The organism is Derxia lacustris (genome assembly GCF_002105195.1).
Taxonomy (GTDB): Bacteria; Pseudomonadota; Gammaproteobacteria; order Burkholderiales; family Burkholderiaceae_E; genus Derxia; species Derxia lacustris.
Genome location: NZ_MUHU01000012.1, coordinates 1 through 16202 on the forward strand (window position 1 = coordinate 1; position 16202 = coordinate 16202).

A 16202-nucleotide genomic window follows, 5' to 3' on the forward strand; every position below is an offset into this window, starting at 1 on the left:
ACATACCCCCGCATCGCCAACCCCAGCACCACCCCATTCAACCCATGCCACGCAAAGTGGCTGCCCCACGGAAACGCCGCGCACACCGCCAGATCCACCGAGCGCAGCACCAGCGACAGCGCAAACACCGCCCCCGCCGCCAGCAGCACACCGCGCTCGCGCCGCTGCGCACGCCAGTGCCACGCCCCCAGCCCCAGCACAAACGCCAGCGTCGGCGCATACCCAAGCGAGCCATTCAGCCAGCCCGCCGGCAGCGCCTCGCAGCCCACCGACGCCGCCAGAAACACCGCCACCAACCCCGCCGTGCGCACCGCCGTCAGCCGCATCGCCTCGCGCGCATAGGCCAGCACAAACACCAGCTGGAACAGCGAGATCGGAATCACGTCGGCCAGCAGCGTCATGCGGTTGGCAAACAGGTGGAAAGCCGTGCTGCCGGCGCCGATCGCCACCAGCAGCGCCAGCAGCAGCCACGGCCCCAGGCCGGTCGCGCGCTCGCGCCGCAGCAGCCGCCACACGGCAAACGCGGCGATGAAGAACGCCAGGTTCGACGCCGCGTTGAGCGGCTCGGCCCAAAGCCCGGCGTCGGTGCGCTCGCAGTACAGGTCGATGGCGTCCATGGGGTCAGCGCGCGCCTTCGACCTTCTTCAGCTCGTCCTTGCGGTCGCGCGTCTGGTCGGCGCGGGCAAAGTCCTCGGTCGCGGGCAGCTGCACTTCCAGCCGGTCGACCGGCGCCAGCTGGGCCACCGCCTTGGCCACGCCGAGCGTGAGCACATGGCCGCCGCGCTTGCGGTCGGCGGTCAGGTAATGCCAGTGCCAGCCCGGCACGCTCACGCCCTTGGTAAAGCCCGGGCTGCGGATGCCGACCATCACGCCGTCGGTGGCGGCAAACCGGAACACCGACTGCGTCGGCACGATCTCGGCGAGCGGCTTGTAGGGCCGGGTCTGCGGCGCGATGGCGCGGGTGCTCACGTCGACAAAGGCGCCGTCGATGCGCACCGCGTGGAACAGGTTGAGATTGCCGAGCCGCGCGTCGAGCAGCGCTTCCAGGTCGCGCAGGCTGGCGATGTTGTCGAGCGCCAAGCTGGCCGCGGGCCGGAACGGCAGCACATAGGCCAGCGGCGTGCGGTCGCTGGCGGGCGCCAGTTCCACGCTGTCGTCGGCATGGACGTGATAGGCGCGGCCGTCGAGCAGCACCAGTTCGCCGTCGAGCCGGTTGAAGGTGCCGATGCCGAAATCGCCGTGGCGCAGCAGCTCGGCGATGGTCAGGTCGCCGTCGTAGGCGCCGGCCAGCAGCGCGTCGATGGTCGAGTAGGCGTAGACGGCGGCGGGCGGCTCGGCGGCCTGTGCGGCGCCGAGCGCCGGCAGTGCGAGTGCGGCGGCCAGGCCGAGTGCGCGCAGGGCGTGTGCGGGATGAAATTTCATGCGGTCTCCGGATCTGATGGTTGTCGGGCGCAGTGCGCCGGACCGGCATGACAGCACTGCCGTCGCGTACCCGCCAGGGCGCAAGCCACCGATCGGTCAGGTTTTTGCTGCGCCACAGCATCGCTTACAAATCCAGCCAAGCACCATCCACTTGGATGGTTTAAGGTCCGTCCATGCCACCCAAGACCAAATCCGCCCTCGTCCCGGCCAGCAAGCCGCTGGACGAAAAAATCACCATCAACCTCGGCTACGTCGATCTGGGCCAGATCGATCTGCTGGTGCAGGACGGCTTTTATGCCAACCGCACCGATCTCATCCGCACCGCCATCCGCAACCAGCTCGCCACGCATGCCGAGGCGGTCCGGCAGTCGGTGGCGCGGCGCACGCTGGTGCTCGGCATCCATCACTTCTCCGCGGCCGATCTGGCGGCGGTGCAGGCGGCCGGGCAGACGCTGCAAATCCGCGTGCTCGGGCTGGCGACCATCGCGCCCGATGTCACGCCCGAACTGGCGCTCGCCACCATCGATTCGGTGGTGGTCCTGGGTGCGCTGCATGCGAGTCCGGCGGTCAAGGCCGCCCTCGCCGCGCGCATCCGCTGAACCTCTCTCCAAGGCATTCCATGAACTCGCTGCTCAACAAGCTGATGTCCGAAGCCACGCGGCTGACCCAGGCCGGCAATCTCCAGGCCGCCACCGAAGCGATCAAGTCGGCGCTCGCGGCGCATCTGCCCGGCATGTCCGGCCATGACGACCGCACCGTCGACGTGCAGGCGCGCGAGGTGGGCGGCGCCGCGGCCCGCGTGGGCACGGCCGGCGCGACCGGCGCAGCCGACGCCCAGCCGGCCGCCGCCGCCGGCCGCTTCATCGACGGCGGCTATGGCGATGCCAACGGCTCGCGCGAATACAAGCTGTTCATTCCGCCCGGCGCCGGCCAGGGTCGCGCGCTGCCGCTGGTAGTGATGCTGCACGGCTGCACCCAGGACGCCGACGACTTCGCGACCGGCACCCGCATGAATCAGCTGGCGCTGGCCGGCGATGTGTTCGTGCTGTATCCGCGCCAGTCGCGCAAGGCCAACGGCACGCGCTGCTGGAACTGGTTTGTGCCGGCGCATCAGCAGCGCGGCGCGGGCGAGCCGGCGGTCATCGCCGGCATGACGCGCGCGGTGATGAAGGAGCACGGCATCGATCCGGCGCGCGTGTACGTGGCCGGGCTGTCGGCCGGCGGCGCGATGGCGGCGATCTGCGGCGCGGCCTATCCCGAGCTGTTTGCGGCGGTCGGCGTGCATTCGGGTCTGCCGGTGGGCGCGGCCAGCGATGCCGGCTCGGCCTTTGCCGCGATGAGCGGCGGCGCGCCGGTGCATGCACGGCCGCAGCACGCGCCGCCGACCATCGTCTTCCACGGCGATCAGGACTCGACGGTGAGCCCGATCAACGGTGAGCGGGTGGCGGCGGCCAGCGCCGGTGGCCTCGCGCCCGAGCGGGTGCTGGGCAGCGCCGGCCATCGCGACATCACGCGGCGCCTGTGGCGCGATGGCGCCGGCCGCGTGGTGACCGAGCACTGGCTGGTGCATGGCGAAGGCCATGCGTGGCTGGGCGGCGATGCGCGCGGCAGCTATGCCAGCGCCGCCGGACCCGATGCGTCGAAGGAGATGCTGCGGTTTTTTCTGGAGCATCGGCTGGCAGGCGACCGATAACGGTCGGCACCGCGAGCCAGCGGGTCAATTTGCCGGCAATCGCCCACTGCCGGGTTCGTATGAGGTACAGGCCACCAGGCGATAGTGCTTTTCGCTTTTGATCCGAAGCTCGCCTTCTTGAACGACCAATTCAAAAAGTGCGATCACTTCTTTCGGGAGAAACTGCGCTGAAATCAGGCGGCACTTGAGATCGGGGAATTTCTGCTGGCAAAAGACCAAATCCTGCATTGTCTGCACCACACCGATCTGATCCTTGCCGCCCTTGGCCTGCACCGGAATCACATAGTGACTCCCTTCCGTATCCACACCCACATACAACTCATCGATTTCGATTTGCGCCCGACCGCCGTCGGCAAGAATCGTCGTTCTGAGATGATTCTGCAAACTGTAGGTCGCGACCGAAAGAAAGATATCGATCAAGCGGTTGTACCGGAGCTTGGCCAATAGCGCCTGTTCATCCGACTGCGTATATCGCAATACGATTTCAGGAGTGGCGTCGGGAATATCGATCGCCACAAGCCCCATTTGCGGGACGATCCTGCTGATTTTGTCGAGCCTGAACCGATAGGTAGATTGTCCGTGCAGCTCGATGATCCACTCCTTGCCTTCGGTCGCCGTCGCCAAAATGGATTTTGGAAACGCCCTCCGGAAACGGAATGTATAAAGCACATCGCCAAGATTGGCTGGCGGTGGATATCCAAGCTCAATCGCTGCGCTTGTAAACTCCGACCGATCGAACTCGAACGATTGAAGCCCATCTCGATAATGCCGATGGAAAATCATTTCGATGATTTTCCCGTAAACACCGATGGGTTTGCTTTTAGTAACCATAATCCATAGATATTTGCGTGGAGTTCCGTTCGTCCTGCACCGCATCGCGTCGAATGCGATTGGCGATCGGACTTTTTTCAAGCCCGAACTTTGCAACGGCTTCGACCATGCTGAGATTCAGCAGCGTTTCTTCCCCCAAAGGAAGCATCCGCTCGGGCTTGATCGGTACAATTCCCAAGGTTTTCATCACTTCACGCCCCACCGCTCGCGCCAAAAGTGGCGGGACGGAATTACCGATTTGCCTGAAGCCATGCCATTTTGTGGAATGAAAACGAAACCAGTCGGGATATGAATGCAGCCGAGCGGCTTCCCGCACGGTGATGACTCGGTCGTAAATCGGATGAATCGGACGCGGCGACGTGAATGCGCCTCTCGCGGAGTCGGTGCCCGCACGCAGCGTGTTGCACAGCCCATTCGGATCGAGTTTCAGAAACCGGCTGATCGCTTCGACTTTGCCGGGCTGAGTCGCCGAAAATCTCTGGCGCGACAGTTCGGTGTGCTCGGTGCGCATGCTGGATGTGAGGAGCGTCCGATCCCATTGGCGCGGATAGGAAAAATCGCTGTCGTCCGTTTCGGTGCCCTGCAATTTTCCGGCATAGGTCGAGCCTGACTTCTTTTTTATCTTTACCCAGTCGCGATAGCTCAATTCAGCGAAATCGTCGGCATTGGGCAAGTCGAGAATCGCCTCGCCGACCGTCGTCCGCCCGGAGGGCTCCGGATACTCAGGCAATGCCTGATCTGCGCGAGCGGCCACAAGAAAAAGCCGCTTGCGATCTTGCGGAGTGCCGTAGTCCGCAGCGTTCAAGACCCGATACGGTTGAATGACCCGATAACCGTGACTTTCCAGCGCCTCGATGATTTCAGAAAGAAATTTCTTGTGCGCACCGAATGTCAGCCCGCGCACATTCTCGAACACTGCGTATTTCGGACGAAGCTCGCCAACGATGCGGCAGTAGTGATAGACGAGCTTGTTGCGCTCATCGTCCAATGCCCGCTTGCCGATCGTCGAAAACCCCTGACAGGGTGCACCGCCGCACACAAGATCGATATCTCGTTCGCCCAGTTGCGCCAGCGCTCGAATACTTTCGCCGGTCAATTCGACCACGCTTTGGCAAATCGTGGCTGCATGCGGGAAATTGTAATGATGAACCCCGCAATGAATCGGGTCGATCTCGACCGCTGCGGCGATATCGAAACCCGCCTGCTCCATTCCGAGACTGAGTCCACCTGCACCGGCAAAAAGATCGATCGCGATCGGTCGTTGAACTGCTGTCGCCGTCATTGCTCCTCCAAAAACCTCACGACATCGCCGATCGCTCGTTCGATATCTTTCAATTCACATTGCCACACGATGTGGCACTTCCATCCGGCAGCTTCAAGGTCTGCAATGTCGCGCTCGTCACGCGCCAAATTGCGAGCGAACTTGTCGCGCCAGAATTGCGTTCGTGTCTTGGGCATCGTCGCGAATCGGCAATTTTCATGTCGATGCCAGAAACACCCATGAACAAAAACGACTTTCTTGCGACCGGGAAAAACGATGTCGGGTCGACCGGGCAATTTGGCAGCGTGCAGGCGATAACGGTAGCCAAGTGCATGAAGGCGTTTTCGCACAGCAAGTTCCGGCCCGGAATTCTGCGGATGTACAGCGGCCATGATGGCGCTGCGCACAACGGGCGGAACGTGATCTGTCATGGGCGGCGAGTCTAGCCGGCCCTTCAGATGCAGCGACAACCGAATGGATTCAGGGATTCGCCGGGCCGAACCCGGCGCCGCCTCAGGCCTGCGCGAACGCCAGACCGCCGCCGTCGTCGGTCGACAGCGCCCGATCGCTCGGCAGCGGCACGATGGCATCGCCGTCGTCGCCGGCCACCGCGCGGATGCGCACCACCGGCGGGCCCGAGCGGATCGCGCCGAAGATGGTGGCGAATGCCGCATCGGCGGCATCGCGGCCGGTGGCGATGCGCACAAAGCCCATCGGCATCGCCGTGCCCGACGGATCGAACAGATACCAGCGATGGCTCAGATAGACCTCCACATAGGCGTGGAAGTCGGGCGGGCCGAGCACCGGATCGGCGCCGTAGTCGAGCCCGGTCGCAAACCGCGCCGGGATGTTGACCGCGCGGCACAGCGCAATCATCAGATGCGCGAAATCGCGGCACACGCCCACGCGGGTGCGTGCCGTGTCGCAGGCGGTGGTGGTGCTGAGCGAGCTGGCCGAGCGGAAGGTCACGCGCTTGGTGACCCAGTCGCGGATCGCGGCCACACGGCCATAGCCACGCGGCAGCGTGCCGAATTCCTGCACGCCGAGCTGATGCAGCACATCCGATTCGCAATAGCGGCTCGGGTACAGATAGGTGAGCACATTGGCCGGCAGCGCATCGATCGGCACCTCGGACAGCCGCTCGGGCGACTCGACGTGATGCGCGATCGCCACCGTGGCGGCATAGCGGATCGACAGCTGGCCGGCATCGGCATGCAGCTGCATCACCCGGGTGCGGGTCAGCGGATGCTCATGCACGCGCGGCGAGACCGGCTGGCTGATGACGAGCGATTCGTCGCTCAGGCGCTGACGCGGCGTGCGCGCGGCATGGATGCCGAGGATGAAGTCGGCGCCCGGGGCGAGCACGTCGTAGTCGAGATCGACCGTGTAGCGCAGATTGACCATCGGCTTCCTTAGCAGCTGAAGGCGTCGGGACGGCAGCCGGCGCGGGCCCAGTCGAGGCCCTGGTCGCGCGCATAGTCGTGCGCGGCATGGTCGGAGTCGAAGCGTTCGTCGAAGCGGATGAGACGGCCGGTGGTGGCGCTGCCCTGGCCGCTGCGGATGGCGACGCTGGCGCGATAGCGGCCGTCTTCCATGCGCTGGGACAGCGAGCGCAGCGAGAACGGGCCGATGGAAAACTGATGATGTTGCGAAGTCACTGAGAACAATTCTGTCGCCGCTTTGGCGACTCAAGCGAAAAGGTGGCTACCCGCTGGCCACCGGTGCCATCCATGCCCTGCGGCCGGCGCGGTGATGCCGCGCGCGGGCCGGTTCGCGCCGTTTGGGTGCGAGGGAGACATGAAGGGAAGAGGGTTTGCTTGCCGGCCGGGCCTGCCATTGCGGCGGGCGGCTGGCTTGCGAATGCCGGGTTCGACTCGCGGCTTCGACGCGGAAGCCGGGCTCCACAGTGGGGGAGTGAAGCGGTCGATGTCGCAATGCGATGGTGCAGGGTAACAGGCTTGCCGCGACGTGTTACCCGAAGTTGCGACCGGATGTGTGCCCGGTGGCGCGAATTGGCTGCGACTTCAGCCGAGCGCGATGCGCTGCGCGAGCCGGAACGGCGCGCCCGGCGCCGGCTCGACAAAGACGCAGACCGCATCGCAGGCGAGCGGGACGGCGAGCGCGGCCGCGAAATGCGCCTGCGCGGCGGCCAGCAGGCGCTGGCGCGTGTGGGGATCGTCGGCCGGCAGGCGGTCGGTGAGCGTGAGGTGGAAACGCCAGCGCCCGAGCACATGCGGATAGCCCCAGCGGTCGAGCAGTTGGCGCTGTTCATCATCGAGCGGCTGACGCAGGCGGCGTGCCAGCTCGCCGGCGCCGGGCGCGGCGCGAAATCCGTCGAGCGCGCGCACGCAGTCGTCGGCCAGCGCATGCAGCTCGGCGCAGCGGGTGCCGGGCTGGGGGCGCAGCGCGAGAAAGCCATCCAGCTCGGCGACCGCGAGCGGCGGCAGCGCGAACGGCGCATGGCGCGCGGCGAGTGCGCGCACGGCTTGCAGCAGCTCGGCCGGGCTGTGGTCGGCGCGCAGCGCGAACGGCGGCTTGAGCGTGGCGTGGAAGCCGTAGCGCCAGGGATCGCGCGCATGCGGCGGCGGGGCGGCGGGCGCGGTGGCGGCATCCGCAAGCGCGCCGGCGGCAGCCTCGGCGGCGCAGTCGCGCCCGAGCCAGTCGCAGCCGGCGCGCCAGAGCGGATGCGCCTCGGCCGGCGCGAAATACAGCGCATGGCGCAGCGGCGGCGCGCTCATGCGGCGTCGGCGTCGGGCGCGTCGGCCTCGACGGTGAGCTGGACCGCATCGGCGGCGAACAGCGTGATGCCGGCCTCCACCGCCACGCCGGCCGCATCGACATTGGTGTAGCTGACCACCAGTACCGGCTGGGCCGCCGGGCGCGCGAGCGCATCGGCCTCGGCCTGCGTGGGCAGGCGGCAGGCGATGCTGCTGCGCTGGCGCGTGTAGTCGGCCACGCCAAGCCGGGCCAGCGCGCCGGTGATGCTGCCGGCGGCGGCGAATGCCTCGGCCATGCCGGCCAGACGCGGGCAGGGAAACGCGGCGGTACTGATGCCGATCGGCCGGCCGCGCACCGAGGCACGGGTGCGCAATATCTCCACCGTGGTGCGCGCGCCCACGCCGAGCGCCCGGGCCCAGTCGCCGGCCGGCTCGATGGCGCAGTCGAGCAGCTCGCGCCGGGCCCGTTCGCCGATGCCGGCGAGGCTGTCGGTCAGCCGGGTGCGGCGGCGCAGCGCGTAGTCGAGCACCAGCTCGCGCACATAGGTGCCGCTGCCGTGCAGCACCTTGACGAAGCCCTCGCGCGCGAGCGCCTGCATGGCCTGGCGCAGCGTGTGGCGGTTGACGCCGAAGCGCTCGGCCAGCGCGCTTTCGTTGGGCAGGCGCGCGCCGGGGGCAAAGCGGCCGGCGGCGATGTCGTCGCGCAGCGCGGCGGCAATGGCCTCCCAGCGGCGCGGCGCGGCCGGCGTCTCGACCGGCGCGGCCGGCGGCACGGTGGACGAAGCGGGCGCGAGCGTGGTTCTGGGCATGGTCAACAAGTTGTCACGGCCGACGGCCGATACTTGGTGCAAAGTATAGTCATCTAGATGACATCGGCGTGATGCGCGACCCGCTGCGGCCCGCGCCGACGCCGCCCTGCCCGGAGCCCGCGCCGCCATGCCACCGCCCGACCAAGCCCGCAGCGACGCTGCCGCCACCCGCCCGCCGCCCGCCAATGCCACCCAGCAGGCCCGCCGCGACTGGCTCGCCGTGCTGGCGCAGGCGCCGCGCGCCAGCCTCGCGCGGCTGGCGCCGGCCGCCGTCGCCGGTCATGCGTTTGCATGGCTGCGCCGGCCCGAGATCGGGCTGGTGATGCTGCGCGGACGCATCGGCAACAGCGGCGACCGCTTCAACCTGGGCGAAGCCAGCGTCACCCGCTGCGCGCTGCGCTGCGAGCATGGCGGCGCCGTCACCGTGGGCCTGGGCCATGTGCTGGGCCGCGACGAGCAGCGCGCCGAATGGATTGCCGCGCTCGACGCCCTGCTCCAGCAGCCGGCGCTGCACGGTGCTCTGATGGCCAGCACGGTCGAGCCGCTGCGCGCCGATCTGGCCGCCGCGCGCGCCGCCGAGCAGGCCCGGCTGGCGCCAAGCCGGGTGCGCTTCCACGAACTGCAGGCCGAGGTCGCGCGATGAACGCCGCCACGCTCGATCTGGCCCGGCTCGCGCCCGGCTTTGCCGATCCGGTGCATGACGCGCAGGCCGTGTTCCGCCGCCTGCTCGATGCGACGGCGCGGCCGGGCCGGGTGCAGACGCTGCCGGCAACGGTCGAGCGCCGGCTCGGCCGGCCGGCGGGCGCGGGCCCGGCGCTGGCCGCCACCGCGCTCACCCTGCTCGATGGCCAGACCCGGCTCTGGCTTGCGCCCGCGCTGGCCGACGCCGCCGACTGGTGCCGCTTTCACACCGGCGCGCGGATCGCGGCCGATGCCGGCGGCGCCGATTTCGCATTCGCGCCGGCCGACGCGGTCGATGCCGCGCTCTGGCAAACGCTCTCCGCCGGCAGCGACGCCGCGCCGCAGGACAGCGCCACGCTGGTGGTCGAAGTGCCGGCGCTCGACGCCGCGCCGGGCGCCCTCGGCCTGCGCCTGACCGGCCCGGGCATTGCCGATGAGCAGCGGCTTGCCGTCGCCGGCCTGCCGCGCGAGTTCTGGCTGGCGCGCATCGCCGACCAGGCCGGCTATCCGCGCGGCGCCGATCTGCTGCTGATGTGCGGCACGCGGCTCGCCGCCGTTCCGCGCTCGACCCGCATTGCGCTGGAGGACTGAGCATGTACATCGCGGTCAAGGGCGGCGCGGCCGCCATCGCTGCCGCCGAGCGGCTGCTGGCCGAGGCCCGGCGCGGCGATCCGGCGCTGCGCGCCATCGAGGTGGCGCAGATCCGCGAGCAGCTCGGGCTGCTGGTCGATCGCGTCATGGCCGAAGCCGCGCTGCACGATCCCGAGCTGGCTGCGCTCGCGCTCAAGCAGGCGCGCGGCGATGCGATCGAGGCGGTGTTCCTGCTGCGCGCCTTCCGCACCACGCTGCCGCGCTTTGGCCATGCCGAGCCGCTCGACACCGCGCGCATGCGGCTGCGGCGCCGCGTGTCCTCGGTGTTCAAGGACTTGCCGGGCGGCCAGCTGCTCGGCGCCAGCTTCGACTACACCCAGCGCCTGCTCGACTTTGCGCTGGCCGGCGCCGAGGCGGCCGAAGGCGAATTGCTCGCCACGCCGCTGGCGCCGCCGCCCGCCGGCACGCCGGTCGCTGGCCCGGCCGCTACCGGCGCCTGCAACGATGCCCAGGTCGATGCCGACACCGCGCCGCCGGCGCTGGCCCGCCTGGTCGCCGAGCAGCTGATCGAGCCCTGCCTGCCCTCGCCCGGCGATCCCGAGCCGCCCGACATCACGCGCGACCCGCCGGCCTATCCCATGAACCGCGCCGCGCGCCTGCAAATGCTCGCGCGCGCCGACGAGGGCTGGGTGCTCGGCCTCGGCTATTCATCGCAGCGCGGCTATGCCTTCACCCATCCGTTTGCCGGCGAGCTGCGCGCCGGCGCGGTGACGGTCGAGTTCCAGCCCGACGAGTTGGGCTTTGCCATCGAGCTCGGCGAGGTCGACGTGACCGAGTGCCAGATGCTCACGCAATTCGTCGGCAGCGCCGCCACGCCGCCGCAATTCACGCGCGGCTACGGGCTGGTGTTTGGCGCCGGCGAACGCAAGGCGATGGCGATGGCGCTGGCCGACCGCGTGCTGCGCGCCGACGAGTTCGGCGACGAACTGACCAGCCCGGCCCAGCAGCAGGAATTCGCGCTGGCCCACAGCGACAACGTCGAGGCGTCCGGCTTCGTCCAGCACCTCAAGCTGCCGCACTACGTCACCTTCGAGTCGGAGCTGAAGCTGCTGCGCGAGCTGCGCGGCGCCGCGCAGGGAGCCGCCGCATGAACGCACCGCAGCTCGACTTCACCCTGCCGGCGGCCGGCTACAACTTCGGCTACCTCGACGAAAACACCAAGCGGATGATCCGCCGCGCCCTGCTCAAGGCGGTGGCCGTGCCCGGCCATCAGGTGCCGTTCGGCTCGCGCGAAATGCCGCTGGCCTACGGCTGGGGCACCGGCGGCATCCAGCTCACGGCCGCCGTCATCGGCCGCGACGATGTGCTCAAGGTCATCGACCAGGGCTCGGACGACACGACCAACGCGGTCAACATCCGCCGCTTTTTCGCGCGCGTGACCGGCGTGGCGACGACCGAGCGCACGCGCGAGGCCACGCTGATCCAGACCCGCCATCGCATCCCCGAGGCGCCGCTGACCGAGGCCCAGGTGCTGGTCTATCAGGTGCCGCAGCCCGAGCCGCTCTACAAGCTGGAGCCGCGCCGCGCCGAGGCCACGCGGCTGCATGCGTTTGCCGAGTACGGGCTGATGAACGTCAAGCTCTACGAGGACATCGCGCAGTGGGGCCGCATCGATGCGAGCTACGACCATCCGGTGCTGGTGAATGGCCGGCATGTGATGGCGCCGTCGCCGATCCCGAGCTTCGACAATCCCAAGCTGCATCGCATGCCGGCGCTGCAACTGTTCGGCGCCGGGCGCGAGAAGCGGCTCTACGCGGTGCCGCCCTATACCGACGTGCGCAGTCTCGACTTCGACGATCACCCGTTCCGCGTCGAGCCGCAGGGCCATGCCTGCGAGTTCTGCGGCAGCACCGACACCTGGCTCGATGAAGTGCCGCTCGACGACGGCGGCAGCCTGTGGAGCTGCTCCGATACCGACTTCTGCCGCGAACGGCGAGAGGAGCACGGCGAATGAATCTTCACGACACGCCGCTGCTCAGCGCCCGCGCGCTCGGCTTTGCGCATCCGGGCGCTGCCGGTGCCTGGGCGCTGCGCGACATCGACCTCGACCTGCATGCCGGCGAGGTGGTCGCCATCGTCGGCGAATCGGGCTCGGGCAAGAGCACGCTGCTCAATCTGCTGGCCGGCCGGCTCGCGCCGCGCACCGGGCGCGTGGACTATCGCGGCGCCGATCTGCATGCGCTGCCCGAGGCCGAACGGCGCCGGCTGGCGCGCACCGAATGGGGCTTTGTCGAGCAGAACCCGGCCGACGGCCTGCGCATGAACACCAGCGCCGGCGCCAACATCGGCGAGCGGCTGATGGCGCTTGGCGAGCGCCGCTACGACACGCTGCGCGCCGCCGGCGCCGACTGGATGCAGCGGGTCGAACTCGATCCGGCGCGCATCGACGACAGCCCGCGCGCCTTCTCGGGCGGCATGCGCCAGCGCTTGCAGATCGCGCGCAATCTGGTCACGCATCCGCGGCTGGTGCTGATGGACGAGCCGACCTCCGGCCTCGACGTGTCGGTGCAGGCGCGGCTGCTCGATCTCATCCGCGTGCTGGTGGCGCGGCTGCGGCTGTCGGCGCTGATCGTGACCCACGATCTGGGCGTGGCGCGGCTGCTCGCGCATCGCACGGTGGTGATGCAGGCCGGCCGCATCGTCGAGCAGGGGCTGACCGACCGCGTGCTCGACGATCCGCGCCATCCCTACACGCAATTGCTGGTCGCCTCGGTGGTGACGCCATGAATGCGCTGCTGCATCCCGCCGACGGCCAGCCGCGCCACCTGGGCGCGCCGCTGCCCGCCGCCAACGAGCCGGCCGCGCCGGTGCTGAGCGTGCGCGGCCTGGCCAAGACCTTCACCCTGCATCTGCGCGGCGGCATCACGCTGCCGGTGCTCGACGCCATCTCCTTCGACCTGCATGCCGGCGAATGCCTGGCGCTGGTCGGCGCCTCGGGGCGCGGCAAGTCCACGCTCATGAAATGCCTGCACGGCAGCTATGGCGCCGACGCCGGCAGCGCGGTGCTGCATCACGCCGACGGCAGCAGCACCGAGCTGCTGAGTGCCACGCCGCGCGAAACGATTGCGCTGCGCCGGCGCGAGATCGGCTATGTGAGCCAGTTCCTGCGCGCGCTGCCGCGCCTGCCCGCGCTCGACGTGGTGGCCGAGCGCGCGCTCGAAGCGCTCGATGCCGACACGGCAGCCGACGCTGGCAGCGCCCGCGCCGCCGATCTGCACGCCGCCCGCCTCGCCCAGGCCCGCGAGCGCGCTGCCAGCCTGCTCGCCCGGCTCAATCTGCCGGCCAGCCTGTGGCAGCTGCCGCCGGCCACCTTCTCGGGCGGCGAGCAGCAGCGGGTGAACATCGCGCGCGGCTTTGTCCAGCCGGCGCGGCTGCTGCTGCTCGACGAGCCGACCGCCTCGCTCGACGCCGCCAACCGCCGCGTCGTCATCGAGCTGATCCGCGAAGCCTGTGCCGCCGGCGCCGCCGTGCTCGGTATCTTTCACGACGAGGAAGTGCGGCGCGCCGTCGCCAGCCGCGAACTCGACTTCGACGCCCTGCCCTGACCCGCCCCGGACCCGCCATGACCGAGCTGCTCCTCGACCACGCCCGCCTCGTTCTCGCCGACGAAATCGTCGACGGCCATCTGCTGCTGCGCGACGGCCGCATCGCCGCCGTCTGCGAAGGCCGCAGCGGCCTGCCCGGCGCGCTCGACCTGGGCGGCGACCTGCTGCTGCCCGGCCTGGTCGAGGTGCATACCGACAATCTCGAACGCCATGTGATGCCGCGGCCCAAGGTGCTGTTCCCGATGCAGAGCGCGATGCAATCGCACGACGCCGAGATTGCCGCCGCCGGCATCACCACCGTGCTCGACGCGATCGGCGTCGGCGATCCGTATGGCGACGGCTTTCGCGCCCATGACCAGAGCGCGCTGCTCGCGGTGCTCGATGCGCTCGACGCCGCCGGCGCCCTGCGCGCCGACCATCACATCCATGTGCGCTGCGAGCTGCCGGCCAGCAATGCGCGCGAGCTGTTCGCGCCGTTTGCGCATCACCGCCGGCTGCGCCTCATCTCGCTGATGGACCACACGCCGGGCCAGCGCCAGTGGACCGAGATCGAGCATGCCCGCGTCTACTACACCGGCAAGAAGGGCTGGACCGACGCCCGGTTTGCCGAGGAAGTGGCCATCGCGCCCGAGCGCCAGCGGCTGCATGCCGCGCCCAACCGCACCTGGTTTGCCGACTTCGCGCGCGAGCACGACGTGGCGCTCGCCACGCACGACGACACGACCGTGGCGCATGTCGACGAGGCGCATGCCCTCGGCGCCGGCATGAGCGAATTCCCGACCACGCTGGCGGCGGCGCAGCGCGCCCACGGCCTGGGCATGGCGACGGTGGCCGGCGCGCCCAATGTCGTGCGCGGCGGCTCGCACTCGGGCAATGTCGCGGCGGCCGAGCTTGCGCGCGCCGGCGTGCTCGATGCGCTGTCGTCGGACTATGTGCCGGGCAGCCTGTTGCAGGCGGCGTGGCGGCTGGTCGGCGATGCCGGCCTGGCGCTGCCGGCGGCGGTGCGCTGCGTGACGCGGGCGCCGGCGCTGGCCTGCCGGCTGCCGGATCGCGGCGCGCTGGCGCCGGGGCTGCGCGCCGATCTGGTCCGCGTGCGCGAGGTGGGCGGGCTGCCGGTCGCGGTCGAGACCTGGGTCGCGGGGCGGCGCGTGGCCTGAGCCTCAGCCCATCATCACGCCCGGAATCATCGCCAGAAAGTGATCGAGCGGCGGCGTCGGCTGGCCCGGAAGCTTGGCCAGATCGTCCCAGCAGCGCAGCCGCAGCGCATCGGCCGAGAACGGCAGCGCATCGAAGGCGGCGACCTCGGCGCGCGTCATCGGCCCGCCCTGCAACTCCAGCGAATGCAGCGACGCCGGCGACAGCATGGCCGCGTAGTCGGCATGCGCCGCCACCAGATAGCGCTTGGCATCCACATGCAGCCGGATCGGCGCCAGCACGTCGGAGCCGAAGGCATCGCCGAGCAGCGCCATCGCGCGCAGCTCGTGCGCGTCGTCGGTGGCGTCGTCCTCGGTCGCATGAAAATGGCCGATGTCGTGCAGCAGCGCCGCCACGATCAGCGCCGGCGTGGCCCGGGCGCGCTCGGCCAGATCGGCGCATTGCAGCGCATGTTCGAGCGCGGTCACGCTCTCGCGCCGCGCGCCTTCGTAGGGGCGATGGCCGTGGCCGGCAAACAGCACGGCGATGCGGCCGACGGTCTGCATCTGGCGCGCGTCGAGCAGGGCGGGATTCAGGTCGATGGTCATGGCGGGCTTCTTTTTGGTTGGGGAGGTGCGTCAGACCAGGCGCTTGCGCAGCCAGGCCGAGCCCAGGTCGATGACCGACACGCTCAGCACCAGCAGCAGCAGCACGGCGGCCGTGCGCGCGTATTCAAAGCCGCGGATCAGCTCCCACAGCACCATGCCGATGCCGCCCGCGCCGACCATGCCCACCACCGACGCCGAACGCACATTCGACTCGAAGCGGTAGAGCGCATACGACAGCCACAGCGGCAGCACCTGCGGAATCACGCCGTAGACGATCTCGGCCAGCGGATGCGCGCCGGTGGCGCGAATGCCCTCGACCGGCTGCGGATCGATGGCCTCGACCGCCTCGCTGAACAGCTTGGCCAGCACGCCGGTGGTGTGGACCCACAGCGCCAGCACGCCGGCAAACGGCCCCAGCCCCACGGCCACCACGAACAGCAGCGCGAACACCATCTCGTTGATCGAGCGGCAGGCGTCGAGCACGCGGCGCACCGGCTGATGCAGCCACCACGGCGCGATGTTCTCGGCCGCCAGCAGCCCGAGCGGCACTGCGCCGACGATGGCCAGCGCCGTGCCCCAGAGCGCGATCTGGAAGGTGACCAGCAGCTCGGCGAGGTCGCCGCGCCAGTCGCCGAAATCGGGCGGGAAGAAGCCGCGCGCGTACTCGGCCATGTTGCCGGCGTCGCGGAACAGGTCGGCCGGGCGCATGTCGGCGCCCTTCCACGACAGCGCGAGCAGCGCCAGCAGCAGGCCCCAGCCGAACAGCGCGAGGCCGCTGGCGCGCGGCGGGCCGGGCGGGCGCGCCGCCAGCGCCGCCACGCCCGCGCCGCTTTCGGGCAAGGGATGCATG

At 69.5% G+C, this 16202-nt stretch carries 20 protein-coding genes; 9 read left to right on the forward strand and 11 right to left on the reverse strand.

Features of this window, described 5'->3' with window-relative positions; genetic code table 11:
- Together B9P64_RS12865 and budA are read right to left on the reverse strand one after the other, a co-directional pair.
- Positions 1–617, reverse strand: a 617-nt coding sequence (locus tag B9P64_RS12865; protein WP_085316657.1) for a hypothetical protein, incomplete at its 3' end; no start/stop codon positions are given.
- Positions 618–621: 4 nt separating this feature from the next.
- Entirely contained in the window at positions 622–1422 is an 801-nt protein-coding gene (gene budA / locus B9P64_RS12870) for an acetolactate decarboxylase (RefSeq protein WP_085316658.1), read from the reverse strand.
- A 173-nt stretch (positions 1423–1595) separates the two neighbouring features.
- On the opposite strand from budA, the gene B9P64_RS12875 reads away from it, so the two are divergent.
- Together B9P64_RS12875 and B9P64_RS12880 are read left to right on the forward strand one after the other, a co-directional pair.
- The gene (locus B9P64_RS12875) at positions 1596–2021 is read left to right on the forward strand and encodes a CopG family transcriptional regulator (RefSeq protein WP_085316659.1); all 426 of its coding nucleotides are present in this window, start codon (positions 1596–1598) and stop codon (positions 2019–2021) included.
- 20 nt (positions 2022–2041) lie between these two features.
- Positions 2042–3115, forward strand: coding sequence for an extracellular catalytic domain type 1 short-chain-length polyhydroxyalkanoate depolymerase (locus B9P64_RS12880; protein ID WP_085316660.1), 1074 nt, complete (start codon positions 2042–2044; stop codon positions 3113–3115).
- Between the two features lie 24 nt (positions 3116–3139).
- Here B9P64_RS12880 and B9P64_RS12885 read toward each other — a convergent pair whose 3' ends face one another.
- The 7 genes from B9P64_RS12885 to phnF all read right to left on the reverse strand — a co-directional run bounded on the left by B9P64_RS12885 (position 3140) and on the right by phnF (position 8733).
- Positions 3140–3946, reverse strand: coding sequence for an endonuclease (locus B9P64_RS12885; RefSeq protein WP_085316661.1), 807 nt, complete (start codon positions 3944–3946; stop codon positions 3140–3142).
- Entirely contained in the window at positions 3936–5228 is a 1293-nt protein-coding gene (locus tag B9P64_RS12890) for a DNA cytosine methyltransferase (protein ID WP_085316662.1), read from the reverse strand. The genes B9P64_RS12885 and B9P64_RS12890 overlap by 11 nt, the downstream gene beginning before the upstream one ends.
- Positions 5225–5638, reverse strand: a complete 414-nt coding sequence (locus tag B9P64_RS12895; RefSeq protein ID WP_085316690.1) for a very short patch repair endonuclease — start codon at positions 5636–5638, stop codon at positions 5225–5227. The genes B9P64_RS12890 and B9P64_RS12895 overlap by 4 nt, the downstream gene beginning before the upstream one ends.
- Positions 5639–5720: 82 nt before the next feature.
- Complete coding sequence (locus tag B9P64_RS12900; protein WP_085316663.1) at positions 5721–6611, reverse strand: transglutaminase-like domain-containing protein; 891 nt, start codon at positions 6609–6611, stop codon at positions 5721–5723.
- Positions 6612–6619: 8 nt separating this feature from the next.
- Positions 6620–6865, reverse strand: coding sequence for a hypothetical protein (locus B9P64_RS12905; protein ID WP_085316664.1), 246 nt, complete (start codon positions 6863–6865; stop codon positions 6620–6622).
- Between the two features lie 366 nt (positions 6866–7231).
- Positions 7232–7945 (reverse strand): DUF1045 domain-containing protein, encoded by a 714-nt coding sequence (locus B9P64_RS12910; protein WP_085316665.1) that lies wholly within the window; start codon positions 7943–7945, stop codon positions 7232–7234.
- Positions 7942–8733, reverse strand: coding sequence for a phosphonate metabolism transcriptional regulator PhnF (gene phnF, locus B9P64_RS12915; protein ID WP_176256827.1), 792 nt, complete (start codon positions 8731–8733; stop codon positions 7942–7944). Before phnF ends, B9P64_RS12910 begins: the two co-directional genes overlap by 4 nt.
- A 127-nt stretch (positions 8734–8860) precedes the next feature.
- On the opposite strand from phnF, the gene phnG reads away from it, so the two are divergent.
- Genes phnG through B9P64_RS12950 form a run of 7 tightly spaced genes read left to right on the forward strand, consistent with a single transcriptional unit; the run spans position 8861 to position 14767 of the window.
- A complete protein-coding gene (phnG, locus tag B9P64_RS12920) occupies positions 8861–9376 on the forward strand; it encodes a phosphonate C-P lyase system protein PhnG (protein WP_085316667.1) in 516 nt (171 codons plus the stop codon).
- Positions 9373–10005: a phosphonate C-P lyase system protein PhnH gene (gene phnH, locus B9P64_RS12925; protein WP_085316668.1), complete on the forward strand. Its 633-nt coding sequence runs from the start codon at positions 9373–9375 to the stop codon at positions 10003–10005. The genes phnG and phnH overlap by 4 nt, the downstream gene beginning before the upstream one ends.
- Before the next feature lie 2 nt (positions 10006–10007).
- Entirely contained in the window at positions 10008–11156 is a 1149-nt protein-coding gene (locus B9P64_RS12930) for a carbon-phosphorus lyase complex subunit PhnI (protein ID WP_085316669.1), read from the forward strand.
- Complete coding sequence (locus B9P64_RS12935) at positions 11153–12019, forward strand: alpha-D-ribose 1-methylphosphonate 5-phosphate C-P-lyase PhnJ (protein ID WP_085316670.1); 867 nt, start codon at positions 11153–11155, stop codon at positions 12017–12019. The genes B9P64_RS12930 and B9P64_RS12935 overlap by 4 nt, the downstream gene beginning before the upstream one ends.
- Positions 12016–12792, forward strand: coding sequence for a phosphonate C-P lyase system protein PhnK (gene phnK / locus B9P64_RS12940; RefSeq protein WP_085316671.1), 777 nt, complete (start codon positions 12016–12018; stop codon positions 12790–12792). Before B9P64_RS12935 ends, phnK begins: the two co-directional genes overlap by 4 nt.
- Positions 12789–13610 carry a phosphonate C-P lyase system protein PhnL gene (locus B9P64_RS12945; RefSeq protein ID WP_085316672.1) on the forward strand — a complete coding sequence of 274 codons (822 nt, stop codon included), beginning with the start codon at positions 12789–12791 and terminating at the stop codon, positions 13608–13610. The genes phnK and B9P64_RS12945 overlap by 4 nt, the downstream gene beginning before the upstream one ends.
- 17 nt (positions 13611–13627) lie before the next feature.
- The gene (locus B9P64_RS12950) at positions 13628–14767 is read left to right on the forward strand and encodes an alpha-D-ribose 1-methylphosphonate 5-triphosphate diphosphatase (protein ID WP_085316673.1); all 1140 of its coding nucleotides are present in this window, start codon (positions 13628–13630) and stop codon (positions 14765–14767) included.
- 3 nt (positions 14768–14770) lie between these two features.
- On the opposite strand, the gene B9P64_RS12955 is transcribed toward B9P64_RS12950, so the two are convergent.
- Complete coding sequence (locus tag B9P64_RS12955; protein WP_235840000.1) at positions 14771–15352, reverse strand: HD domain-containing protein; 582 nt, start codon at positions 15350–15352, stop codon at positions 14771–14773.
- Between the two features lie 30 nt (positions 15353–15382).
- Complete coding sequence (phnE, locus tag B9P64_RS12960; RefSeq protein WP_085316674.1) at positions 15383–16201, reverse strand: phosphonate ABC transporter, permease protein PhnE; 819 nt, start codon at positions 16199–16201, stop codon at positions 15383–15385.
- Between the last annotated feature and the right edge of the window lies 1 nt (position 16202).